Origin of the sequence: Sheuella amnicola, from assembly GCF_010499255.1 — a bacterium.
Classification (GTDB): domain Bacteria; phylum Pseudomonadota; class Gammaproteobacteria; order Burkholderiales; family Burkholderiaceae_B; genus Zwartia; species Zwartia amnicola.
This window is the reverse complement of the sequence record NZ_JAAGRN010000002.1, coordinates 380,778-403,688: the sequence shown is the minus strand read 5'-3', so window position 1 is coordinate 403,688 and position 22,911 is coordinate 380,778. Positions and strand designations below refer to the sequence as shown.

General features: G+C 51.7%; 28 protein-coding genes. 2 read left to right on the top strand and 26 right to left on the bottom strand.

The features are described 5' to 3' along the window. Positions 1-2: 2 nt before the first annotated feature. From G3I67_RS04555 to G3I67_RS04525, 7 genes are all read right to left on the bottom strand, one after another. The gene (locus tag G3I67_RS04555) at positions 3-842 is read right to left on the bottom strand and encodes an ABC transporter permease (protein WP_163651953.1); all 840 of its coding nucleotides are present in this window, start codon (positions 840-842) and stop codon (positions 3-5) included. Between the two features lies 1 nt (position 843). After that, positions 844-1,833, bottom strand: coding sequence for an ABC transporter permease (locus G3I67_RS04550; protein WP_163651951.1), 990 nt, complete (start codon positions 1,831-1,833; stop codon positions 844-846). A gap of 83 nt (positions 1,834-1,916) precedes the next feature. Next, positions 1,917-3,500: an ABC transporter substrate-binding protein gene (locus G3I67_RS04545; RefSeq protein WP_163651949.1), complete on the bottom strand. Its 1,584-nt coding sequence runs from the start codon at positions 3,498-3,500 to the stop codon at positions 1,917-1,919. Between the two features lie 100 nt (positions 3,501-3,600). After that, complete coding sequence (locus G3I67_RS04540; RefSeq protein WP_311197044.1) at positions 3,601-4,797, bottom strand: MFS transporter; 1,197 nt, start codon at positions 4,795-4,797, stop codon at positions 3,601-3,603. A 50-nt stretch (positions 4,798-4,847) separates the two neighbouring features. Further along, on the bottom strand, positions 4,848-6,179 hold the full coding sequence (gene ccsB, locus G3I67_RS04535) for a c-type cytochrome biogenesis protein CcsB (RefSeq protein WP_163651947.1): 1,332 nt from the start codon (positions 6,177-6,179) through the stop codon (positions 4,848-4,850). 37 nt (positions 6,180-6,216) lie between these two features. Then, positions 6,217-8,355 (bottom strand): cytochrome c biogenesis protein ResB, encoded by a 2,139-nt coding sequence (locus G3I67_RS04530; protein ID WP_375539295.1) that lies wholly within the window; start codon positions 8,353-8,355, stop codon positions 6,217-6,219. 132 nt (positions 8,356-8,487) lie between these two features. After that, positions 8,488-9,186, bottom strand: coding sequence for a c-type cytochrome (locus G3I67_RS04525; protein ID WP_163651945.1), 699 nt, complete (start codon positions 9,184-9,186; stop codon positions 8,488-8,490). 82 nt (positions 9,187-9,268) lie between these two features. On the opposite strand from G3I67_RS04525, the gene yihA reads away from it, so the two are divergent. Both yihA and hemB read left to right on the top strand, forming a co-directional pair. Next, entirely contained in the window at positions 9,269-9,892 is a 624-nt protein-coding gene (gene yihA / locus G3I67_RS04520; RefSeq protein WP_163651943.1) for a ribosome biogenesis GTP-binding protein YihA/YsxC, read from the top strand. A 43-nt stretch (positions 9,893-9,935) separates the two neighbouring features. Further along, positions 9,936-10,955 carry a porphobilinogen synthase gene (gene hemB, locus G3I67_RS04515; RefSeq protein WP_163651941.1) on the top strand — a complete coding sequence of 340 codons (1,020 nt, stop codon included), beginning with the start codon at positions 9,936-9,938 and terminating at the stop codon, positions 10,953-10,955. A gap of 2 nt (positions 10,956-10,957) precedes the next feature. Here the strand turns inward: hemB and G3I67_RS04510 are convergent, their stop codons facing one another. The 19 genes from G3I67_RS04510 to rplE all read right to left on the bottom strand — a co-directional run bounded on the left by G3I67_RS04510 (position 10,958) and on the right by rplE (position 22,911). Beyond that, positions 10,958-12,172: an MFS transporter gene (locus G3I67_RS04510; RefSeq protein WP_163651939.1), complete on the bottom strand. Its 1,215-nt coding sequence runs from the start codon at positions 12,170-12,172 to the stop codon at positions 10,958-10,960. An 8-nt stretch (positions 12,173-12,180) separates the two neighbouring features. After that, positions 12,181-14,238, bottom strand: coding sequence for a protein-disulfide reductase DsbD (dsbD, locus tag G3I67_RS04505; protein ID WP_163651937.1), 2,058 nt, complete (start codon positions 14,236-14,238; stop codon positions 12,181-12,183). Beyond that, positions 14,235-14,573, bottom strand: a complete 339-nt coding sequence (gene cutA, locus G3I67_RS04500; protein ID WP_163651935.1) for a divalent-cation tolerance protein CutA — start codon at positions 14,571-14,573, stop codon at positions 14,235-14,237. Before cutA ends, dsbD begins: the two co-directional genes overlap by 4 nt. A 155-nt stretch (positions 14,574-14,728) precedes the next feature. Beyond that, a complete protein-coding gene (gene rplQ, locus G3I67_RS04495; RefSeq protein WP_163651933.1) occupies positions 14,729-15,118 on the bottom strand; it encodes a 50S ribosomal protein L17 in 390 nt (129 codons plus the stop codon). 105 nt (positions 15,119-15,223) lie between these two features. Then, a complete protein-coding gene (locus G3I67_RS04490; protein ID WP_163651931.1) occupies positions 15,224-16,207 on the bottom strand; it encodes a DNA-directed RNA polymerase subunit alpha in 984 nt (327 codons plus the stop codon). Between the two features lie 159 nt (positions 16,208-16,366). Beyond that, a complete protein-coding gene (rpsD, locus tag G3I67_RS04485; protein ID WP_163651930.1) occupies positions 16,367-16,990 on the bottom strand; it encodes a 30S ribosomal protein S4 in 624 nt (207 codons plus the stop codon). A gap of 11 nt (positions 16,991-17,001) precedes the next feature. Next, positions 17,002-17,403, bottom strand: a complete 402-nt coding sequence (rpsK, locus tag G3I67_RS04480) for a 30S ribosomal protein S11 (protein ID WP_163651928.1) — start codon at positions 17,401-17,403, stop codon at positions 17,002-17,004. Between the two features lie 13 nt (positions 17,404-17,416). Continuing rightward, the gene (rpsM, locus tag G3I67_RS04475) at positions 17,417-17,782 is read right to left on the bottom strand and encodes a 30S ribosomal protein S13 (protein WP_163651926.1); all 366 of its coding nucleotides are present in this window, start codon (positions 17,780-17,782) and stop codon (positions 17,417-17,419) included. A gap of 43 nt (positions 17,783-17,825) precedes the next feature. Beyond that, a complete protein-coding gene (gene rpmJ / locus G3I67_RS04470) occupies positions 17,826-17,939 on the bottom strand; it encodes a 50S ribosomal protein L36 (protein ID WP_003805360.1) in 114 nt (37 codons plus the stop codon). 32 nt (positions 17,940-17,971) lie between these two features. After that, a complete protein-coding gene (gene infA, locus G3I67_RS04465) occupies positions 17,972-18,190 on the bottom strand; it encodes a translation initiation factor IF-1 (protein ID WP_028816445.1) in 219 nt (72 codons plus the stop codon). A gap of 9 nt (positions 18,191-18,199) precedes the next feature. Next, positions 18,200-19,525: a preprotein translocase subunit SecY gene (secY, locus tag G3I67_RS04460; protein ID WP_163651923.1), complete on the bottom strand. Its 1,326-nt coding sequence runs from the start codon at positions 19,523-19,525 to the stop codon at positions 18,200-18,202. 16 nt (positions 19,526-19,541) lie between these two features. Next, positions 19,542-19,982, bottom strand: coding sequence for a 50S ribosomal protein L15 (gene rplO, locus G3I67_RS04455; protein ID WP_163651921.1), 441 nt, complete (start codon positions 19,980-19,982; stop codon positions 19,542-19,544). An 11-nt stretch (positions 19,983-19,993) separates the two neighbouring features. Continuing rightward, on the bottom strand, positions 19,994-20,179 hold the full coding sequence (rpmD, locus tag G3I67_RS04450; RefSeq protein ID WP_163651919.1) for a 50S ribosomal protein L30: 186 nt from the start codon (positions 20,177-20,179) through the stop codon (positions 19,994-19,996). A gap of 3 nt (positions 20,180-20,182) precedes the next feature. Further along, a complete protein-coding gene (gene rpsE, locus G3I67_RS04445) occupies positions 20,183-20,701 on the bottom strand; it encodes a 30S ribosomal protein S5 (RefSeq protein WP_163651917.1) in 519 nt (172 codons plus the stop codon). Positions 20,702-20,716: 15 nt separating this feature from the next. Continuing rightward, complete coding sequence (rplR, locus tag G3I67_RS04440) at positions 20,717-21,082, bottom strand: 50S ribosomal protein L18 (protein WP_163651915.1); 366 nt, start codon at positions 21,080-21,082, stop codon at positions 20,717-20,719. 21 nt (positions 21,083-21,103) lie between these two features. Next, positions 21,104-21,637 (bottom strand): 50S ribosomal protein L6, encoded by a 534-nt coding sequence (rplF, locus tag G3I67_RS04435; protein ID WP_163651913.1) that lies wholly within the window; start codon positions 21,635-21,637, stop codon positions 21,104-21,106. A 10-nt stretch (positions 21,638-21,647) separates the two neighbouring features. Beyond that, positions 21,648-22,043, bottom strand: a complete 396-nt coding sequence (rpsH, locus tag G3I67_RS04430; RefSeq protein ID WP_163651911.1) for a 30S ribosomal protein S8 — start codon at positions 22,041-22,043, stop codon at positions 21,648-21,650. An 11-nt stretch (positions 22,044-22,054) separates the two neighbouring features. After that, positions 22,055-22,360, bottom strand: a complete 306-nt coding sequence (gene rpsN / locus G3I67_RS04425) for a 30S ribosomal protein S14 (RefSeq protein ID WP_163651909.1) — start codon at positions 22,358-22,360, stop codon at positions 22,055-22,057. An 11-nt stretch (positions 22,361-22,371) separates the two neighbouring features. Further along, positions 22,372-22,911: a 50S ribosomal protein L5 gene (gene rplE, locus G3I67_RS04420; RefSeq protein WP_163651907.1), complete on the bottom strand. Its 540-nt coding sequence runs from the start codon at positions 22,909-22,911 to the stop codon at positions 22,372-22,374.

The following is a 22,911-nucleotide window of genomic DNA, read 5'->3' as shown; positions in this document are numbered from 1 at the left end:
GGCTATTCTCCGCGCTTGCGCAATTGTGGGTTCATGGCATCATTCAACCCCTCGCCAATCAGGTTGATCGCCAGTACGGTCAACAGAATCGCAATACCCGGCATCACGCTCATCCAGGGCGCTTCACGCAGCATGGTGCGCGATGCGCCAATCATGAACCCCCAGCTCATCATATTGCGATCACCCAAGCCCAGAAAAGACAAAGCGGATTCGGTCAAAATCGCGGTCGCAATCATCAGCGAAGCGGTCACGATGATGGGCGAGATTGCATTGGGCAAAATCTGGGTGAAAATGATCTGGCTGGGTCGCTGACCGATTACGACTGCCGCCTGCACAAACTCGCGCTGCTTGAGGGAGAGAAATTCACCGCGCACCAGACGGGCGACCGGCGGCCAGGACACAACGGCAATCGCCCCCACGATCGAATAGATCGAAGGACTAAGAATCGCGACCAGTACGACCGCCATCGCCAACTGAGGGATGGTTTGAAAAAACTCGGTAAACCGCATCATGGCATCATCAATCCAGCCACCGTAGTAACCGGCTGCGGCACCAATCATCACTCCCACAAACACTGCAACCAGCGTTGAAATCACGCCCACCATCAACGATACACGCGCGCCATATGCCAGGCCCGCGGCAACATCTCGACCAAGCATGTCCGTACCCAAAGGAAAGGCACTATCCTGAAAGGGCAATAACAGTGGCTGCCCCACCATCATCCAAGGCGACTCTTCAAACAGTGACGAACAGAAAATCCCGGTCAGAATCACAATCAACAAAATGGCAGAGCCAAAAAGGGCGCCACGGTTTTTTGCGAAATGCTTTAAAAACTGCTTCATATCAACTTCCAAACTCGATACGTGGATCAATGAATCGATAGATCAGATCCGTGAGCAGGTTAAACAACACCACCATTGTTGCGGTAACCAGAAACACGCCCAGCAACAGCTGATAATCACGCTGCAATAGCGCATCGAACATGAGGCGTCCGATGCCTGGCCAGGCAAATACGGTCTCGGTCAAGACTGCGCCACCGGCCATCTGGCCAAGCTGTATCCCCGCAAAGGTCACCACAGGCAGCAAGGCATTGCGTAATACATGTTTACGGATGACTTGACCTGCAGGCACACCCTTGGCGCGTGCGGTCTTGATGAAATCCATCCCCATGACCTCAAGCATGGATGCGCGTGTGAGCCGGGCATACACCGCCATGAAAAAACAACCCAGCGAAATAACCGGCAATATCAGATGCGTCGCAATATCGCCCACGCGTGCCCAGCCCGTGTAATGGGCGCCGATCGACTCCATGCCGAAAGCAGGCAACCAACCCAATGTGACGGAAAAGAAAATAATCATCAGCAACGACAACCAGAACAATGGGGTTGCGTACAAGACAAGTGCGCCTGTCATGATGGCGCTATCGAGCCATTGATGACGGCTGGTATAACGGCTGCGCGAGGCGAGCACACCGAGCAGCACGCCAATGATTAAAGAAAAGATGAACGCGCAGCCCATCAGCAGCAATGTGGCGGGCAGGCGATCCAGAATCAGGTCCAGCACTGGCAACTTATTGCGGTACGAATAGCCCAGATCCAGTTGGAAGATGCCCTTCAGATAAACGAATAATTGTTGATACAACGGCAGATCAAGACCGAATTGCTGACGCAATTGCTCGACATAACCCGGATCGGAAGATGCGGCTTCGCCAGCCATGATGCTTGCCGGATCGCCCGGGGCCAGTCGAATCAGAAAAAAATTGAATACGACCACACCCAGAATGACGCCAAGCGCTTTCCATAGCCGTGATACTAGAAAAGAGAGAAATTTCAAGATAGCTACTGCCGAAACAATACAAACGCTTTAGATCAAAAAAACTCGAGCACCCTAAGGGTGCCCGAGCCGAGGTCCGTCGATTATTTTTCGATCCAGACGTTATCGAACGTTTCGTTCAGACCAATAGCGGTCGTCACAAGGTTCTTGATGTTCTTACGATAAAAGGTCGGAAACTCGAGTTCGAAGAGATAACCGTTGGCGACATCGTTGACCAGAATGTTCTGGACTTCGGTATACAGTTTCTGACGCTCTTCGGCTTTGATGGTGGTGGCAGCCTTGTTGAACAACTCATCGACTTTAGGATTGTTGTAACCCTGGTTGTTCACGAATGGCGAACCCTTGACGATGTTGCTGCCAAGATAGTGACGTGCCACACCGATGGCAGGATCGCCATACTGATAGGTGTAGTTGAAGGTCAGATCAAAGTCGAATTCACCGGTGCGCTTAGCCCATGCGCCGGCATCGGCTGCTTCGATGTCGACCTTGAAGCCGATCTGCTCGAGGCTTTGCTTGGTGTACTCGGCCAGTCGATCCCAGGCCGAACCATACGGAAAGCTCAAGATCTTGATCGGACGGGCGGCAACATTCACTCCGGACTCCTTGATTAGATCGCGCGCTTTTTTCAGGTTGTAGTCATATTGTGTGACTTTGGGTTCGAAGAACATCGTGGACGAAGCCAAGGGGCTAATCGCGATTTTGCCGAGTCCGAAGAAAATATTGTCGACGACAAACTTGCGATTAACCGCATGCATCACGGCCTGACGCACCTTGACGTTATTAAATGGCGCGCTGCGCTCATTCATCACCATGAATGACAAGGGCGCATACATTTCCCAACCCTTGGTTGTCATCTCGACATTAGGCAGTGCCTTTAGGCGCTTGACTTCAACGTTGTCCACATCGCCACCGCGCAAGACCTGGACATCACCCTTCTCGAAGGCTACGGCGCGCGATGCGGCATCGGGCACGACACGGAAGACGATCTCATCCAGATAGGGCATGTTAGGTTTCCAGTATTCATTGTTACGCACCAGCGTAATGAATGAACCTTTCTTCCACTCCTTGAACTTGAATGGCCCGGTGCCGATAGGTGTCTGGTTGGCCGGGTTCGTTGCATAATCTGTGCCGTCATAAAGATGCTTGGGCACCATCGGCATATTGTCAACAACGAAGGTCGAGATGAAAGGCGCAAACGGCTCTTTCAGTTTGATGACAACGTTGTTGGCATCAGCAGCGGTGATGGTTTCAACATACTTGTTGATGATCACGCGTGCACGCGGATGCACTTTGCGCAAAAACTGGTCGATACTGAAAACCACGTCCGCTGAGCTGAAAGGTTTGCCGTCATGCCATTTGACACCTTGCTGGAGCTCGAACGAATAGATCAGTCCGTCATCCGAAATTTTCCAGGCTTTGGCAAGCGATGGCAGCGGCTTGAGCTTTTCGTCATAGGTTAAAAGACCCTGATAAATCTTGCCGGCGACATATTGCGTCGGGGCCTGCTGGTTCAAACCTAGCATCAGAATCGGCGGCTCGGGCTGAACGATCGCGTTCAGCGTGCCGCCACGCGTTTGCGCGCCGGCAATGTTTCCGAAGGCCACCAAAGTGGTAAACGCTGCGGCAATGCCGACACGCGCCAGGCGTCTGCTGATAGTTTGATGCATAGAGGTCCTCGTTATGGTCGTTTTGATCGTAGATGCAAACTTAGTGTTTTACGCTGATGACAAAATTCAAGAATCGGGAAAAACCCTTGTCCCAAACCAGTTATGACGATTTTTTACGAAGCAGGGGAACCAAAAGCAACAGCATCAAGACGGCGGGAATCGTCAAAAATGCATAACTGACGCCATAACTATTGAACGTACTGGCGGTCAGGCCAAAGAAGGGCGGCCCCATCATGACACCGAGAAAAGTGATGCAAAGCGTACCCCCCGTGGCGATCCCTGCCTGTCCGGGAGGGGCTTGACGCGCAACTTCAGCCAGATACACTCCGTTCCAGCCGATCACTGATCCGCCAAAAAGGATCAATAGCGGATACAAAATCCATGGGGATGTGTCGACCGTCAACATTGACGTTCCGATCGCACCGACAATCAACAGGAATACCAGCACGATCAGCATTCTGACGGGCCCGAGCCAGCGATCGGAGATAAAGCCCCAGATGATGCGCCCCCCGACACCGGCAGCTTGCGCTACGGTCAGCGCGACACCAGCGGCCACAAGCGTCCAGTTCAGATCCTCGAACAGAAAAGTCACCAGATACGCCGTCAGCGCCATCTGGCACATTGCAAACAAGAATGACATCATCGATAGATTACGCAAACTCTTGTGCCCGAAAATCAGCCGCAAGGGCATCACAATACTGGCAACAAGAGAAGGTCGCGCGGCCGGATTCCGATCATCATCAAGATTTGCCTGCAACGGTTGCACCGAAACAGCACAAAGAACGCAAGCCAGGCCTGCCGAAACAAAAGCCCATTGCCAGCCGATCAATAAATCCAACGAGGGAATTAACGCACCGGCAATCATGCCACCAAGCGGCACACCGGTTTGCTTGATCGAAAACACTAGTGATAACTGACTGGGCGGGGTTGTTTTGATGAGGAGATGAGAGCTTGCGGGTGTGATGGGACCATAGCCGGCGCCTATGCACAGTGCGCCTAAGGCGATCACAGCGGGATGAGGTACCGCACACAAAAATAGCCCTATGCCGGTAAAGATCAAGCCTGCCTGACTGAGCCTGATCGCTCCCCAGCGCTTGACCGCCGCACCACCCAGCAGGCTTGAGAACATGGCAGCAAAATAAACCAGTGCGACATACGCGCCCAGATAGGCTGTCGACATCTCAAGATGTTTGGCCACAACCGGCGCCACGACGGGCAAGGTCAGTAACGCCATGGCGACTAGCGCCTGCACGGTTAATGTGGCAACTAGTACTACCCAAGGTCTTGCTTGTCTCACGATATTTGCTGCTGCTTTTTAGTTTTGTTTTTATGGATTTTTACGGATTTTTAAAGTGCCCCGTAGGAATGCAGGCCCGATAGGAACATATTAACGCCAAGAAAGGCGAAGCTTGTAACCAGCAATCCGATCAGAGCCCAATAGGCGGCCATCGTGCCGCGTAAACCTTTCATCAAGCGTAAATGCAGCCAGGCGGCGTAATTCAGCCATACGATCAATGCCCAGGTCTCTTTGGGATCCCATTGCCAATAGGCACCCCAGGCATCGGCCGCCCAGAATGCGCCCAGAATAGTTGCAACGGTAAAAAAAGCAAAGCCGATCGCGATCGCGCGATACATGATGTCATCCAGCACCTCAAGCGACGGTAAACTGGCGGCAATCGGTTTGCGAAACAATAGAATCGTAGCGACCAGAACCGCACCAATGCCGAAATAAATCATCCAGGTTGCGGACAGTCCTTGGGTACGAAACACCATAGGCTCGCCGGCCATCAATACGCCAATCACAAAAAGCGGTATCAACTTGATCCATGAACGCGTTTCGGCGTGTTGCTTGACCAGGTAGGCGAAGCCGACCATGGCGGCCAGGGAGAATGTACCGTATCCGATGAAGTTCGCGGGCACATGCAACTTCATCCACCAGCTCTTAAGTGCCGGCACAAGTGGTTGTATCTGAAACGCGTCGCGCGTGAACGAATACCACAACAAAAACACCACGGCCGAGGTGATCACCAGCATCACAAAGCCACCTAGCGCGCGCGTAGCATAGCGGCGCTCGTAATACAGATAGAAAAGGGCGGTGATCAGCGAAAAAAGGACGAAAACTTCATAAAGGTTGCTAACGGGAATGTGACCGATATCAGGCCCCATCAAATGCCCTTCGCGCCAGCGCACCATCAAGCCGGTGGTTCCGGCGAAAACCGCGCCCCAGGTCAGGGCCGTACCCAGCCAGGAGGCTGTTGCGCTAAAAAGACCCAGCCAATAAGACACCATCGCCAGAGTAAACAGTGCGCACATCCACAGTATGGCCGACTGGGATGAGAACAGATACTTCAGCAAAAATACTTTTTCGGCACGGGCAATATCGCCTTGATACAGCCAGAGCGACAAACCGGTTGACGCAGCGACTAGCAACATCAGATTGCGCAAAGGACGCCATAGCCAGCCTAGCCAGGTCAGGAAAGGAACCGTGGCGCACAGGATTGCTTTCTCGTAAATATCCATTGCGCCGCTGTAATTCATCAGTGCATAGGCTGCACCTACAGAGAGCAGAACAAAAAATAATGCGTCAGTCCAATTCAAGCCGCCACGCTGAATGCGCGAATCACCCGACTCGGATAGGTCAACCCAATCATTTTCTGTAACAGTGGCTGGATTAGTCATGGCTTTCTCTTTAATGCAGATATTCGGATAGTCGGCTTCAGACGGCTTGCTTGCCGGCATCTTTCGAATCGACATCCTGATTCAGACGACCTAGCGATTGTTTGAATCTGTCGAACTCGCGATTGAAGTCGAGTGTACGCTTTTGTGATGTCATGGCAGCTAATACATGAGTGCCTTGTGTGTGTTCTGTAGGTCGAAGCCAAATCCATATCCGGCGATCGCGCACATAGAACATCGCGAACACACCCAGCACCAGGAACAGGCATCCCAGATAAACCAGCATCTTTCCGGGTGTGCGGCTCACCTGAAACACGCTAGCCTGTACTTGCTCGAACGAAGTCAGCTTGAGCAGCACCGGCGCCGGATAGAAATTCAGATCGGATAGCGCAGCCACTGCGACCCGTGCCCAGCTGACCTCGCGATCCTGATCTTTAGTTGCTCCGACCAGGGCAGGCAATCCGGCACGTTCGCGTGCAACGTTGCGCAGCTCGGATATCGACGACCCAAGCAATCTGATCACGATGTCTGCGGCGCGCTGCTGCTCGGGTTGCGGAACATTCGTTTCGAGAAAGGTCGATATGGCCTGCAAACCACCGGCGGCAAATGTATCGAGCGCACGCTCAGCCGACACCTTGAGCGCCTGTCTGTCATCGGCTGTTGTTGCGAATGCTTGCGCGAACCTTTGCACCGCTTCGCTACGAGCCTTGGGATCGGCCAAAGCGGCACGCAAGCGCATGAACTCGTCCAAGGTGCCTTGATCATCCACCGGCAGGCGCAAATATTTGAACCCTACACCCGGCTCTTGCACGCCCACCAGCATGACTTGCATACCTTCGAGCTCAATTGGCACCATGTAGTTATGAAACAACGTAGCCTGACCGCTTTGATCGATCAGCCTGTATTCAATACTTGGGCCGATGTTGCGCAAATTCTTGTTTTTCTTGCCTGCGGCACTTCCTGTGACGGACGCAACGTGCTCGTTCAGCGCCTTAGGCGACGAGGGTTCGCCTGCCGAAAAATCCTCTACGTTGATAGCCCGTAATTTAGTGACTTCAAGTTTGATGCTTTTGCCTGAATCACCCAACGCCACATCGGATGTTTGGCCAACCTGACCCTTCACTTCAAAATTGATCGGGTTGGTTCCGGACAAAGGATATCCCGTTAACGCCACCGTGCTACCACCATCGTCAAAGCTTGACTGGTAAACAGTGACGCCTTTGTAATGCAAGGGTTCATTCACCTCGATGGTGGCATCAAATTTTTTATTCGTTTCGGAATCGGTTACTTCGACCAGACTGGCAAATCTGCTGGGCATGCCTGTGGAGTAGTAATCAACGATGAATTTTTTTAGCGCGATCGTGAACGGTAACGGCTGAACAATCGCACCGTCATCGATATTCACGACAGCGGTATTGCGATCCCCGCCCTCAGGAATCAGAACGCTTGCGCGAAAACTTGGATTGTTGACGGAGAATCTACCCGATTGCGGTACATCCGCGATCAGCATGTTTTCACGGATGGGGTGTTTTCCTCCAAACCAGACTTGAAGGCGATTCGGCAATTCGCTATCAAGCAATCCGCCTACGCATACAACCACAATCGCCGCGTGCGCAAAAATGTATCCAAATCGATTGCCACTGCCTTTTTTTGCGGCGATCAACATTCCATCACCCTCGTCTCTGGTGCGAGCCGCATAACCTTGAGCCTTGAGCCAGGCCTGAATCGAGCGACCGGTGTTAGTCATATCTCGACGGGTATCGAGCTCCACCTTGTGATGAAACGATCGCAGACTCGTTACGCGAATATTTTCGCGAAACGACTTCACGTCGATCAGCATTTTGGGGGCATTGCGTATCAGACACAGACTGGTCGATACAACAAGAAAACTCATCGTGACCAGGAACCACCAACTGTTATAGATATGCCACAACGAAAACTTGTCGAACACCTCAAACCAGAAAGGTCCGAATTGATCGATGTACGAACCTTCCGAGCGATTTTGCGGTAGAACCGTACCGATCAAGCTAGCCAAACAGATAAAAACCAGAAGACTAATGGCAAAACGCATCGACCCTAACAGTTCGTACACGCTGGCGCGCAATGCGCGAGGCTTTTTACCTGTCGGTGTTCCGGGCGACTGATCGTCGGATAGAGGCAATGTATCTGTTGTATTCACGTAAACAGGGAACTCTGAAGCGGAGGATCGTTAGTCACTAAATTAAATCGTGAAAAAAAAGGGGTGTCGTAAACGACGCCCCCCTTCTTCTTTGATCATTCCGCAGTATTGACTGCGGTCATGACAACTGTATTAACGCAACCCGGCCGCGTAATCGGAAACCGCTTTGATATCAGCGTCATTCATGCGATCGGCAATCTGACTCATCATGGGACCATTAGCGCGATGACCGGCACGGAACAGCTTGAGCTGATCTTCAATGTAGGAGGGGAACTGGCCGCCAAGTCGCGGGAACTGGGCCGGAATGCCTGCGCCGTTAGGCGAGTGGCAACCTGCACAGGCCGGTACGTTGCGCTCGGGGATGCCGGCACGCCAGATCTTCTGGCCGCGATCAACCAGCTTTTCGTTTGTTGAGGTGGCGGGTGCAGTCAGCTTTTGTTGCGACAGATAAAGCGCGACGTTGCGCATATCGGCATCGGTCAAGGGGCCAGCCATGGCTGCCATCACTGACGGTGCGCCATCCGCACCTTTGCGCAAGGCTTCTTTGGCACCGTCTTTGGGCTTGAATTCGACCAGTTGCTTGTAGATGTACTCATGCGACTGGGCAGAAAGGTTGGGGTTGGCGGGAACCGTGCTATTACCGGCCGCACCATGACAGGACGCGCAAGCGACCACGCCGCGGGCGTTATCGCCCTGATCGTACAGTTGGGCGCCTTTGGCGGCATCAGGTTTAGCCGGACCCGCTGCATCCGCAGCCAGCACGGGCGACATGGCGGACATACCGAGCACCAAACCGCTCGCAAGCACTACCCGAGACAACACACGCTTCATTGAAGACCTCGACGTTGAATTTCAACCACTTCCAAACCCCTGATTATACAATAGGGTCTGACCTCATTTGTATTGGCTTGCCGTGTCCATATTGCATCGTGCCTCTTTTTTCACTTCAGCCGCCCGGCTGGACCAGTTACCCGACCCCGGCGCGCCCGAAGTTTGCTTTGTCGGCAGATCGAATGCGGGCAAGTCATCCGCCATTAATGTACTGACAAACCAGCGCAGGCTTGCATTTTCAAGCAAAACGCCAGGAAGAACAAGGCTAATCAATATGTTTGGCCTCCCAGACCCTATAGATCCTGAAGGCCATCTCGGATTTTTAGTGGATTTGCCCGGATATGGCTATGCCTCTGTTGCCCACCGTGCCAAGGAGGAATGGGCCGATGTGCTGGGCGGATACCTTCAAAACCGTCCTTCACTGGCCGGCATTGTGCTGCTAATTGATATTCGCCGTGGCGTCACAGAACTCGACCGCAGACTGGCCAACTGGATCGCCCCGACCGGTCGACCGGTTTTGGCGCTACTGACCAAAGCGGACAAATTTCCATACGGACAGCGTATCAAAGCCGTCTTTGCGGTCAAAAAAGAACTTGCTGATATTGGCGCCCTGAATGCGGTTCCATTCTCCGCCACAGCCCGAATCGGCCTCGAAGAGGCCACCCACCAGATCGAAAACTGGATTTCGCCCAAGGTTGTCCCCTGACGCCTGCGCGACTTCCCGACCTACACCCTATACGGAGACCACAATGACAACACCTCACTTGGTATTAGCCGATTATCCCGACAATCGCCCACGTCGTTTGCGTCGGGATGATTTTTCACGCCGCCTGGTTCGTGAGCACTCTCTTTCGGTTGATGATCTGATTTATCCCGTTTTCATCATTGAGGGCCAGGGCATCATCGAGCCGATTCCATCCATGCCCGGGGTCAATCGCTATTCTCTGGACACGCTGTTGCCTGTCGCACAAGAATGCGTCGACTTGGGCATTCCGGTCATGGCCTTGTTTCCGGTCATTGATCCTTCCCTCAAGGCCCTGGATGGCAAAGAGGCGACCAATCCAAATGGCCTGGTTCCGCGTGTGGTTCGTGAACTTAAAAAGTGCTTTCCCGATCTGGGTGTTCTGACCGACGTTGCTCTTGACCCTTATACCAGTCATGGCCAGGACGGCGTGATCGATGAAAACGGCTACGTCATCAACGACATCACCCTTGAGATTCTGGTCAAGCAAGCCCTGGTGCAAGCCGAAGCCGGCGTTGACATCGTCGCCCCAAGCGACATGATGGATGGACGCATCGGTGCCATTCGACAGGCTTTGGAAGCCAACAATCAGATTCATACTCGCATCATGGCCTATTCGGCTAAATACGCGAGCGCATTTTATGGCCCCTTCCGCGATGCGGTGGGATCGGCAGCCAACCTGGGCAAATCGAACAAACTGGTCTATCAAATGGATCCGGGCAATATCGACGAAGCGTTACGTGAAGTCGCCGCCGACCTGAAAGAGGGTGCGGACATGGTGATGGTCAAACCCGGCATGCCTTATCTGGACGTATTGCGCCGGGTCAAGGACGCCTTCAGAGTGCCGACATTCGCCTACCAGGTCAGTGGCGAATATGCCATGCTTAAGGCCGCGGCAATCAATGGCTGGCTGGATCACGACAAAGTCATGATGGAGTCCCTTCTTGGCTTCAAACGCGCGGGTGCGGATGGGATTCTGACTTATTTCGCAATAGCAGCAGCTAAGCTGCTCAAGGGACAAAAATAACGTTAGCTTGATGAAGTCTGGTGGTTTGCCTGGCGATTCCTTAATCGCCAGGCAAACCACCAACCTAGCACCGGCAAAGTCGCGAGACTAACCGGAAACACCGACCACAGGCCGAACGTGTCCACAAGCCAGGCGGCGCCAATTACACCCAGCGACTGTCCCAGAAAAAGACACGATGCAAACAATGACACAGCCGTACCTCTAACCGCGGGCGCCATTTGCGTTGCGTTGGTTTGCAAAACGGCGTGCAACAAGTAATAACCAAAACCCGAAAGAACACTCGCCAGCACACCCCAGTGCCATGACGACGTCAGCCAATACAACGCGGAAGCCAACCCAAGTGTCGCACCACCGTATAAGGCCAGTCTGCGTTCGCCCAATCGGCTGACCAGCATATTGGCACGCAACGCATAGGTGGCCGCACCAAGCGCGAAGGTTCCGCTAATCATCCCCGCCCAAGAAACAGGGATTCCATGGTGCTCGTGTAAATATGCGGGCACAAATGCCAGAGGTCCAAAAACGAGCGCACCTTCGAGCATCACCGTCAATAAAACAAACCGCGCCCAGCCAATAGACATCACCTGCTTCATCGGTGCGATCAAGCTGAATTTCTGCCTGCCACCTGTCGCATGCTCCGCAACGGTATGACGCTTGGAGATCAACAACGTCCCCACTAACAAATAAACGATCGACAAGCAGACAAATGCCCAACGCCATCCAATGGTATCGGCAAAAAAACCTCCCATCAATTGGCCGGCTGCCAGCCCCGTGATGGATCCCAGCATAAATTTAGCCAAAGTCGCCTGCCGCTGCTCATAAGGGACATGATCACCTATCCATGCCATCGACAAGGGAATGATTCCGGCTGCCGTTGCGCCCGACAACAGTCTGCCGAGCTCTATCCATTTCAGAGTCGGGGATAAAGCCACGAGCAGACTTCCCATTGCGCAACCAACGGTTGCAAATGACAGCACCTTGAACTTGCCGAATCGATCACCCATCTGTCCGTAAAAAAACTGCATCACGCCATAAGCGATCGCAAAATACATAACCGTGGTGGAGGCCTGCGCGGTTCTGACTTCAAACTCAGTAGCAAGCACGCTCAACAATGCATCGCAAATTCTGAAGGAGCTTGAACTCGCAAAAGCCGCCAGTGCCAACAACATAATGACCGGACCGGTCGATTTTGCCGAATCTTTTATCGTATCTGGTGACATGTTCCGCTCTACTTCAAGACACGATCAAGAGTTGCGGCAAAGCGGCTGGCATCCTGAAAACCAACCACTCGAATATCGCGTCGTTCATTGCCATCCTTGGAAAAAAAGATAATGCCGGGAGGACCGAACAATCTAAAACGCTTTAATAAGGCACGGTCCTCTTGATCATTTGCCGTGACGTCAGCCTGCAGTAAAAGCATTTGATTCATGCGCGAGGCAACGCGAGAATCTACAAAGGTAAATGCCTCCATCTCTTTACATGAAACACACCAGTCAGCGTAAAAATCCAGCATGACGGGCTGCTTGGCAGTTGCAAGCAACGCTTCCAGTTGTGCGATTGTTTTAATCCGGTAAAACTGAAGCGGACCCACTTTGACCACAGGCAACGCTGATGTTATTGATAAGGTCTGTTGATTGGCTAGCAACGATTGAAATGGCTGAGTAGGCTGAGATCGTTCGACAGGCTGTAGTGATTGGGATGATTGGGATGATTGGCCCAGCAATTGCTGTTTTGCGGTCGCGCCTATCGCTCCAGCCATCTGCGTTTCAACTGGTTGTGCAAACACCGCTAGATGCGACAAGGGTTGAAATAAAGAACGTCCTCCACTTGCAATCCCCACCAACCAGATTGCACACAACAGTACAAGCATCATGCCGACTGTCTTACGGACGATTCCACCAAAACCGGACTCTGGCGGCATGGGTTCGAATGTGCGCATCAGCATGGCACCAAACATAGCCAAAATCGCCCATCCCAGAATTTGCATCCATGTCGGCAAAACCGGCATCACCATCCACCACGCCGTCGCAAAAAGCAGAAGACCGAAGAATTTTTTGACACCCTCCATCCATGGTCCTGTGCGTGGCATCAGCTTACCTGCAGATGCACCCATCAGCAGTAGCGGCACGCCCATCCCCCAGGCCATCGCAAATAACGCCAGTCCGCCCAACATAACGTCGCCGGTCTGGGAGATATAGAGCAGGGCACCCGCAAGCGGTGCGGCAACGCATGGGCCCACAATCAATGCGGATATGGCTCCCATCATTAAGGATGCGACCACCCGACCACCCAGGATGTGCGAGTTTTTGACAATCAACTTTGTTTGAATGCTGGCGGGCATTTGAAATTGATACACATCGAACATGGCAAGTGCGAGCGCCGACAACATCACCGCGAATAATCCCAAAACCCAAGGCGTTTGTAGCCACGCAGCCAAGCCGGCGCCGCTCAATCCCGCTGCAACACCCAGGATCGTATAAACGACCGACATGCCGGCAACATAGGCGGCCGAAAGAATAAGGCCACGCCCTCTCGATACGTGATGCTGTTCTCCCACTAGCAATACTGAAAGTATGGGCACCATGGGTAATACGCATGGTGTCAGCGCCAACAAAGTGCCCAAGATAAAGAACAGCAGTGCAATCTCGATCAAATCAGTCGACGAAAGTATTCCCGCCAAATTTTGATCATCACCACCGAATAAAACATCTCGCCAGCCACCTTCCATTAGATGCGCCAACAATCCCGTTTTATTCGATGCTACTTTCCATCCTTTTCCGTCGTCCGTTCTTTCTACTTTAAGGACAAAGTCCATTGGTGGGTAACACAGTCCCGCCTCGGCGCATCCCTGCCCGTTGACCGTGATGATGATCTGTTTTTTTTGCGTGCCATTCTCTGCAGCAATTTTTGATGCTTCTGTGTTCTGATTTTCTTCGAAAACAAATGGCAACTCTATTTTTACTTCATTGAAATAAAGTTCCATATCCTTATTGAAGGTGGGATCAAACTTTATTTTTCCTTTCGGAAATTTTGCTTCGCCAAGCTTGAAGCTTTCTGTATCGGAATGAAAACTGAATCGCTCCCTATACATGTAATAACCATCGGCAATCTTGAAATCCAGGTGAATTAGATTCGGCGATTCGATATTAGCTTTTAGTACAAATGCTTTTTCTGGATCCAAAAATCCATCTTGATCCGCCTTTGCCTGTATGCCGGATAAAACCAGTAGCAGTGCGCCAAAGAGTAAAACGCACGTCTGCAGAAATGTTTTCTTTTGCTGCATCATGCCTTTGACACCGATGTCAGGCTTCGTACCCAATCAATATACGGCTGATAACCTGCCACAGTGGGTAAGACAAGGGCCTCAGGAATTTCGTATGGATGCAGTTCTTTCAATCTTTGAACCAGTAGTGCCTGTTTATCCCAGGTGGTTTTAATCGTCATCGGAATCTCTTCTGCACCTTCGACCTCGCCCTTCCATCCATAAATGGACAAAACAGGTTGCTGTCCGATATTGACGCAAGCAGCCAAGCCTTCTTCTATCAGAAGATGCGCAATTCTTTTGGCTAATAATTGATCCGGAGCATTGGTGATCACCAACACAACATCATCTGGTTGCATAGATTGAGTCCCGCTTGATTCCAAGGCACTGTTAAACATCACAAGCCTGATGTGCGAATCATTGTATCCCTCTACCTCTTCGATTGGGACACCAAAAGAAAAAGCCCCGGATATATCCGGGGCTTAAACCTGACCGTTTCCGGTTAACTCTGTGCTTATTCAGCCGCTTCGGTAGTTTCTTCAACAACCGGACGATCGACCAATTCCATATAAGCCATTGGTGCGTTGTCGCCCTGACGGAAACCCATCTTGAGGATGCGGGTATAGCCGCCGTTACGTGCGGCATAGCGAGGACCGATTTCAGCAAACAGTTTCACAACGATCTCGCGATCACGCAAACGTGCAAACGCCAAGCGTTTGTTAGCCAGCGTTGGGCTTTTGCCCATCGTGATCAAAGGCTCGACGATACGGCGCAATTCTTTCGCTTTGGGCAACGTCGTTTTGATTGCTTCGTGCTGGAGAAGTGCAACTGCCATGTTGCGGAACATAGCCAAACGATGGCTACTTGTGCGGTTGAGCTTACGCAAACCATTACCGTGACGCATGATATTTCCTTATGAATCTAAATGAGTGTTTCCACTCGGATTAAACCGGCTCTTCTATCAGCAGGGCTGCGGGCCGGTTGTGTGATGCTACAAAAATTATATGAATTACGGACGCTCAAGGCCCATTGGTGGCCAGTTGTCCAACTTCATACCCAAAGTCAAGCCGCGCGCGGCCAAAACTTCTTTGATTTCGTTCAACGACTTGCGACCCAGATTTGGCGTCTTGAGAAGTTCGTTCTCAGTACGCTGGATCAAATCGCCGATGTAATAAATATTTTCTGCTTTGAGGCAGTTTGCCGAACGAACTGTCAGTTCGAGATCGTCAACAGGACGCAACAACACTGGATCGATTTGAGGCGTACCACGTGAAGGCGCTTCGTATGAATCGCCTGCACCTTCCAGAGCGGCAAATACCGAAATCTGATCCATCAAAATGCGTGCCGATTGACGCACTGCTTCTTCAGGAGAAATCACGCCATTGGTTTCGACATCGAGAATCAGTTTGTCCAAATCGGTACGCTGCTCAACGCGAGCGTTCTCGACTGCGTAGCTGACACGGCGAACCGGGCTAAAAGACGCATCCAATACGATACGGCCGATCGTGTGTGCACGATCATCGATCAGGGCGCGAACGTTACCAGGAACATAACCGCGACCTTTTTCAACTTTAACCTGCATTTCGAGCTTGCCGGATTCGGTCAGCGTCGCGATCACCTGATTGGGGTTCACGATTTCAACATCATGAGGCAATTCAATATCCGAAGCCAATACAGGACCTGCGCCTTGCTTGCGCAAAACGAGGGTGACTTCGTCACGGCTGTGCAGCTTGAAAACCACGCCTTTGAGATTCAAAAGAATATCGACTACGTCTTCACGAACACCTGCAATCGTTGAGTATTCGTGCACAACACCTGTGATCTGTACTTCTGTCGGCGCGTAGCCGGTCATTGAAGAAAGAAGAATACGGCGCAGAGCATTGCCAAGCGTGTGACCATAACCACGTTCGAACGGCTCCATGATGATACGCGCATGATGCATACCGACTGGTTCGACTTCTATGGAGCGTGGTTTGAGAAAACCTTGTGACATTTCGATGATTCCTTTTCAATACCCTCGGTTCGTTACACCGATAAGGCTGAGGGAAACCGGAAATCCGGCGATATATGTGACTGCTTACAAACCCATTTGACCGGACAACCATCTTTTAAAAGATGATCTATCCGGTCAAGCGGGGAATACTGCTTAAAATTAACGCGAATACAATTCAACGACCATGGATTCGTTGATATCGCGAGCGACGTCAACGCGGTCAGGAACTTGTTTGAACGTACCGGTCAATTTAGTTGCATCAACTTCAACCCACTGTGGCAGGCCTTGACCAGTCGCCAGATCCATTGATTCGCGAATGCGAGCCTGGCTCTTTGACTTTTCACGGACGGCAATCACATCACCGGACTTAACCAGCATCGAGGGGATGTTGGCTGCATGACCGTTGAGTTCGATAGCGCGGTGTGAAACCAGCTGACGCGCTTCAGCGCGGGTCGAGCCGAAGCCCATGCGGTACACAACGTTGTCGAGACGCGATTCGAGCAACTGAATCAGCTGTTCGCCGGTATTACCCTTGCGACGCTCTGCTTCAGCGAAATATTTACGAAATTGCTTTTCCATGACGCCATACATGCGCTTGAGCTTTTGCTTTTCACGCAATTGCAGACCGTAGTCTGATGTACGGGCGCCTGAAGTGCGGCCGTGTTGACCAGGCTTCGAATCCAGCTTGCACTTGGATTCGAGTGAGCGACGAGCGCTCTTGAGGAACAGGTCAATACCTTCGCGACGCGAAAGTTTGCATTTGGGACCAGTGTAACGTGCCATTTGGGTTTCCCTTAAATACGACGACGCTTAGGCGGACGGCAGCCGTTATGCGGTACGGGTGTGATATCGGCAATGCTCGAAATCTTGATACCCAACGCATTCAAGGCACGCACGGAAGATTCGCGACCTGGGCCGGGACCCTTGATGCGGACTTCCAACGTCTTGATACCGTATTCAATCGCTACGCGACCAGCCGTCTCTGCTGCAACCTGAGCTGCAAACGGAGTTGATTTACGCGAACCTTTGAAGCCGGCACCACCTGATGTCGCCCATGACAGAGCATTGCCCTGACGATCGGTGATGGTGATGATAGTGTTGTTAAAAGAAGCATGAACGTGCGCAATGCCGTCCGATACATTCTTTTTGACTTTTTTGCGGACGCGAGTTGCGCCTGCGCCAGAAGCTTTAGCCATCTTCTAATCCTCTTTATTTCTTCAGGCTTGCAGCAGCGCGACGCGGTCCCTTACGGGTGCGTGCGTTGGTGCGAGTGCGTTGACCGCGAACGGGCAGGCCACGTTTATGGCGCATACCACGATACGTACCAAGATCGATCAATCGCTTGATCGAAAGCTGAACTTCGCGTCGCAGATCGCCCTCAACCGAGAACACGCCTACGTGTTCGCGAATGCGCTCGAGTTCTGCGTCAGTGAGATCTTTGACCTTCTTGGTAAAGGGCACACCAGCGGCTTCGCAAATTTTGCGTGAGCGAGTGCGACCAATGCCAAAAATGGCGGTCAGGCCGATCTCTGCGTGCTGATGCGGCGGAATGTTGATGCCAGCAATACGGGCCATGACTGTTCCTTGATTTAATACGTTGCGATGAGGTTAACCAAAATTAACCCTGGCGCTGTTTGTGACGCGGGTCAGTGCAAATTACTCGCACCACACCGTGACGTTTAATAATCTTACAGTTGCGGCAAATCCGCTTAACCGATGCCATTACTTTCATGGTTGACTCCTGTTTATTCGTAACCCATCCGCTTATTTAGAGCGGAATACGATTCTGGCGCGCGTCAAGTCATAGGGCGTGAGCTCCACAGTGACTTTATCGCCCGGCAAAATCCGGATGTAGTGCATACGCATCTTGCCGGAAATGTGACCAAGAACTACATGGCCGTTTTCCAACTTAACGCGGAACGTTGCATTAGGGAGATTCTCAAGAATCTCGCCTTGCATTTGAATGACGTCGTCCTTTGACATTGTTATCGCTTATCTCATTGGCAGATTCGCGCCCTTGAAGTTGGACTTCTTGAGCAAAGAATCGTACTGGTGAGACATCATGTAGGCTTGCACCTGTGCCATGAAGTCCATCGTAACTACAACAATAATCAATAAAGAGGTGCCGCCAAAGTAAAACGGTACATTCCAACGCATCACCAAGAACTCGGGCAACAAACACACCAGTGTGATGTATATGGCACCAGCCAAGGTTAAACGCATCAAAATCTTGTCAATAAACTTTGCAGTTTGCTCACCAGGACGAATCCCCGGAACAAAAGCACCACTTTTCTTGAGGTTATCTGCCGTTTCGCGGCTATTGAAAACCAAAGCCGTGTAGAAGAAACAGAAGAAAATAATTGCAGTTGCATACAAGGTGATATAGAGCGGCTGACGTGGTGCCAGTGCAGCTGCCAGATCGCTTAACCAACGCATGTTTTCACTGCTTGAAAACCAGCTTGTAATCGTTGCAGGGAACAGAATGATCGACGATGCAAAAATCGGGGGGATTACACCGGCCATGTTGAGCTTGAGTGGCAAATGGGATGTTTGACCACCATAAACCTTATTGCCAACCTGACGCTTTGCATAATTGACCGTAATCTTTCGTTGACCACGCTCAACAAGAACAACAAATGCCGTAACCAAAATAACTAGCGCGATGATAAACAATGCAGACAAGGCCGACATTGCATTGGTGCGCACTAAATCCAGAAGTCCAGCCAGTCCGCCAGGCAACCCAGCAACAATACCAGCGAAAATCAGGATCGAAATACCATTGCCTAAACCACGTTCGGTGATTTGCTCACCCAGCCACATGACAAACATGGTGCCTGTAACCAGAGTTACTACTGTTGTCACTCGAAACAACATACCTGACTCAATAACGAGACCGGGTTGAGACTCGAGGGCAACCGAGATACCTACCGCCTGAACTAACGCAAGTAAAACAGTCCCATAGCGGGTGTACTGTGTAATCTTGCGGCGACCGGCTTCACCATCTTTCTTAATTGCTTCCAGCGAAGGGACAACAACCGACATTAATTGCATGATGATCGATGCAGAAATGTAGGGCATGATCCCTAAGGCGAAAATCGAAAAGCGTGACAACGCACCACCGGAAAACATGTTGAACAGACCAAGAATTCCATCTTTGTTCTGCTTGAACAAGTCCGCTAATGCGCCTGGATTGATACCAGGTACGGGAATATGCGTGCCAATACGGTAAACCACTAAGGCAAGCACCAGGAACACTAGACGGCGTTTTAAATCGCCGTAACGTGCACCTGTTTTTCCTGCGGTTTGTGCTGTTGCCATACTTTTCTAATCCGTCTTAAGCGATTGAGCCACCGGCGGCTTCAACAGAAGCGCGCGCACCGGCCGTTGCAGTGATACCTTTGAGGGTAACCTTGCGTGACAATTCGCCAGACTTGAAAACTTTTACGTAACGCACTTGCTGACCGACCACACCAGCTTGCTTCAGTACTTGCACGTCGACTTCGTCGACAGGCAATGCCTGAAGGTCCGACAGACGAATCTGTGCGAACAGGTGGTTGTCCAGGGTAGTAAAGCCACGCTTCGGCAAACGACGCTGCAAAGGCATCTGACCACCTTCGAAACCGACTTTATGGAAGCCGCCCGAACGTGATTTTTGACCTTTGTGGCCGCGACCGGCTGTTTTACCGAGTCCCGAACCAATGCCACGGCCTACACGACGCTTGGCATGGGTTGAGCCTTCGGCAGGCTTGATCGTATTAAGTTGAGTAATCGACATCGTGATTCCTTTCAGACTTCCGAAACCGACACGAGATAATCGACTTTGTTGATCATCCCACGTACTTCGGGTGTATCAATCAGCACTTTGCTGCTGTTGATACGACGCAGACCCAAACCACGAACCGTGTCGCGGTGATCTTGCTTTGTACCGATGGTCGAACGGACCAGGGTCACTTTGACTTGTTTTTGAGCCATGATTTATCCCAAAATCTCTTCGACGGTCTTGCCGCGCTTAGCAGCAACTTCCGACGGGGTGAGGGAGGCGCGCAAACCATTCAGCGTGGCACGAACCATGTTGTAAGGGTTGCTTGAGCCGAGGCTTTTTGCAACGACGTTGCGCACGCCCAGCACATCAAAAATTGCGCGCATCGGACCACCAGCGATAACGCCAGTACCTTCCGCTGCGGGCGAAATCAGTACTGTTGCTGCGCCGTGCTTACCGACCACAGTGTGGTGCAACGTGCCGTTCTTAAGTGCAACTTTGAACAGATCGCGACGCGCCTGCTCCATTGCCTTCTGAACTGCAACTGGCACTTCACGTGCTTTACCTTTACCCATACCGACGCGACCATCGCCATCGCCAACTACGGTTAAAGCAGCAAAGCTCATGGTGCGACCACCTTTAACGACTTTGCTGACGCGGTTAACCGCGATCATTTTTTCGCGAAGACCGTCATCTCGCTCTTCAGGAGCGCTCTTGCGTTGTTCTTTAGCCATTTGACTATTCCTCGCTTAAAACTTCAGACCGGCTTCACGCGCGGCATCGGCCAAGGCTTTGATACGGCCGTGGTAACGGAATCCCGAGCGGTCGAAAGCAACCAGTTCAATGCCAGCGGCTTTCGCTTTTTCAGCGACGCGCTTGCCGATCAATGAGGCAGCGGCGGTATTGCCACCCTTGCCTGACTGACCTGCCAGTTGTTGACGAACTTCAGGCTCAACCGTTGAGGCCGAAACCAGAACGGTATTACCTTCGGGCGAAATAATGTTTGCATAGATGTGCAGGTTCGAACGGAAAACCTGGAGGCGATTAACTCGCAACTCGGCGATTTTCTTGCGCGTCGGTACTGCACGACGCAAACGGGAAACTTTTTTGTCCATGATGATTCCTTGTTTGCGCGATTATTTCTTCTTGGTTTCTTTGATCGTGACGTGCTCGTCGTGATAACGAACGCCTTTGCCTTTGTATGGCTCCGGCGGACGGTAGGCACGAATTTCTGCAGCCACCTGACCAACAACCTGCTTGTTTGAACCCTTCAGAATGATTTCAGTCTGTGAGGGACATTCAGCTTTCACGCCTTCTGGCATCGCATGAACGACATCATGCGAAAAACCAAGTTGCAATTTGATTGCATTGCCTTGAACTGCAGCACGGTAACCCACACCAACCAAGGTCAGCTTGCGCTCAAAACCTTTGCTGACGCCAACCACCATATTTGCAACCAGAGCACGCAATGTACCTGACATGGCTTTTGCCAGACGGGAATCATTTGCAACGATAAATGACAACTTTCCGCCGTCTTCGTTGATGATGACATCGCCGGTCAACGGCTGGTTCAAGGTTCCCAACGGGCCCTTGACCGAAATCATGTCGGCCTTGATTGTTGCCTCAACGCCCTTAGGCAACTCGACTGGATATTTAGCGATACGTGACATTCGGTTCTCCTTAAGCCACGTAGCACAAGACTTCGCCACCCACGCCATTGGCGCGAGCTTTGCGGTCGGTCATCACGCCACGCGAGGTGGAGACAATGGCCACACCCAGACCGTTCATGACCTGAGGAATGCTTGTACGACCTTTGTAAATACGCAAGCCAGGGCGCGAAACGCGTTCGATGCGCTCGATAACCGGACGTCCTGCGTAATACTTGAGTGTGATTTCAAGCTCAGGCTTTTCAGCCGAACCTTTAATCTGGAAACCATCTACGTAACCTTCATCCTTGAGCACAGCAGCAATTGCTGCTTTCAGCTTGGAGGAGGGCATGGTTACCGATGGTTTGTCTACCTGCTGCGCATTACGAATGCGAGTCAGCATATCGGCGATTGGATCGCTCATGCTCATGTTCTATTCTCCTACCAGCTAGCCTTGGTCATGCCGGGAATCTCACCCTTCATGGCCAATTCGCGCAGTTTAATACGGCCAAGTCCGAACTTGCGGAACACGCCACGTGGACGTCCCGTAATTGCACAGCGATTACGCTGGCGGATTGGGCTTGCATTGCGAGGCAACTGCTGAATCTTCAGTCGCGCTTCGTAACGCTCTTCGTCCGACTTGGATTGATCGTCGATGATTGCCTTGAGAGCGGCTCGCTTGGCAGCAAATTTTTCTGCTGTTTTTGCGCGCTTTACATCGCGATTGATCATTGAAAGTTTAGCCACGTCTTCGCCCCTTAGTTGCGGAACGGGAAGCTAAACGCTGTCAACAGCGCTTTGGCTTCTTCGTCAGTCTTGGCGGTGGTGGTGATGCTGATATTCATCCCACGCAACACGTCGATTTTGTCGTATTCGATTTCGGGGAAAATGATCTGCTCTTTCACACCGATGTTGTAGTTGCCACGACCATCAAACGCACGACCCGAAATACCACGGAAGTCACGAACACGGGGCAAAGCCACCGAAACGAGACGATCTAGGAATTCGTACATGCGCTGACCACGTAGCGTCACCATGCAACCAATCGGATAGTCTTCGCGGATTTTGAAACCTGCGATAGCCTTCTTGGTTTTGGTGATCACTGGCTTTTGACCAGCAATTTTTGTCAAATCCGATACAGCGTGCTCGATGACTTTTTTGTCGGCCACCGCTTCTGACACGCCCATATTCAGCGTGATCTTTGTGATGCGTGGCACTTGCATCGCACTTTTGTATCCGAACTGCTCACGGAGCTGTCCGGCGATTTTGTTTTGATATAGGTCTTGAAAACGAGCCAT

Excerpts from the sequence above, each read along its gene's own strand:
- ccsB (WP_163651947.1), bottom strand. The coding sequence starts at position 6,179 with ATGACTAATCCAGCCACTGTTACAGAAAATGATTGGGTTGACCTATCC.
- G3I67_RS04545 (WP_163651949.1), bottom strand. The coding sequence starts at position 3,500 with ATGCATCAAACTATCAGCAGACGCCTGGCGCGTGTCGGCATTGCCGCA.
- rplQ (WP_163651933.1), bottom strand. The coding sequence starts at position 15,118 with ATGCGTCACGGTAATGGTTTGCGTAAGCTCAACCGCACAAGTAGCCAT.
- cutA (WP_163651935.1), bottom strand. The coding sequence starts at position 14,573 with ATGCAACCAGATGATGTTGTGTTGGTGATCACCAATGCTCCGGATCAA.
- rpsD (WP_163651930.1), bottom strand. The coding sequence starts at position 16,990 with ATGGCACGTTACACTGGTCCCAAATGCAAACTTTCGCGTCGCGAAGGT.
- rpsM (WP_163651926.1), bottom strand. The coding sequence starts at position 17,782 with ATGGCCCGTATTGCTGGCATCAACATTCCGCCGCATCAGCACGCAGAG.
- rplR (WP_163651915.1), bottom strand. The coding sequence starts at position 21,082 with ATGGACAAAAAAGTTTCCCGTTTGCGTCGTGCAGTACCGACGCGCAAG.
- infA (WP_028816445.1), bottom strand. The coding sequence starts at position 18,190 with ATGTCAAAGGACGACGTCATTCAAATGCAAGGCGAGATTCTTGAGAAT.
- hemB (WP_163651941.1), top strand. The coding sequence starts at position 9,936 with ATGACAACACCTCACTTGGTATTAGCCGATTATCCCGACAATCGCCCA.
- rpmJ (WP_003805360.1), bottom strand. The coding sequence starts at position 17,939 with ATGAAAGTAATGGCATCGGTTAAGCGGATTTGCCGCAACTGTAAGATT.
- dsbD (WP_163651937.1), bottom strand. The coding sequence starts at position 14,238 with ATGATGCAGCAAAAGAAAACATTTCTGCAGACGTGCGTTTTACTCTTT.
- rplO (WP_163651921.1), bottom strand. The coding sequence starts at position 19,982 with ATGTCGATTACTCAACTTAATACGATCAAGCCTGCCGAAGGCTCAACC.
- rpsH (WP_163651911.1), bottom strand. The coding sequence starts at position 22,043 with ATGAGCATGAGCGATCCAATCGCCGATATGCTGACTCGCATTCGTAAT.
- G3I67_RS04490 (WP_163651931.1), bottom strand. The coding sequence starts at position 16,207 with ATGTCACAAGGTTTTCTCAAACCACGCTCCATAGAAGTCGAACCAGTC.
- rplF (WP_163651913.1), bottom strand. The coding sequence starts at position 21,637 with ATGTCACGTATCGCTAAATATCCAGTCGAGTTGCCTAAGGGCGTTGAG.
- G3I67_RS04555 (WP_163651953.1), bottom strand. The coding sequence starts at position 842 with ATGAAGCAGTTTTTAAAGCATTTCGCAAAAAACCGTGGCGCCCTTTTT.
- rpmD (WP_163651919.1), bottom strand. The coding sequence starts at position 20,179 with ATGGCTCAAAAACAAGTCAAAGTGACCCTGGTCCGTTCGACCATCGGT.
- secY (WP_163651923.1), bottom strand. The coding sequence starts at position 19,525 with ATGGCAACAGCACAAACCGCAGGAAAAACAGGTGCACGTTACGGCGAT.
- G3I67_RS04525 (WP_163651945.1), bottom strand. The coding sequence starts at position 9,186 with ATGAAGCGTGTGTTGTCTCGGGTAGTGCTTGCGAGCGGTTTGGTGCTC.
- G3I67_RS04510 (WP_163651939.1), bottom strand. The coding sequence starts at position 12,172 with ATGTCACCAGATACGATAAAAGATTCGGCAAAATCGACCGGTCCGGTC.
- rplE (WP_163651907.1), bottom strand. The coding sequence starts at position 22,911 with ATGGCTCGTTTTCAAGACCTATATCAAAACAAAATCGCCGGACAGCTC.
- rpsK (WP_163651928.1), bottom strand. The coding sequence starts at position 17,403 with ATGGCTAAAGCTTCTGGCGCAGGCGCAACTCGCGTCCGCAAAAAAGTC.
- rpsE (WP_163651917.1), bottom strand. The coding sequence starts at position 20,701 with ATGGCTAAAGAACAACGCAAGAGCGCTCCTGAAGAGCGAGATGACGGT.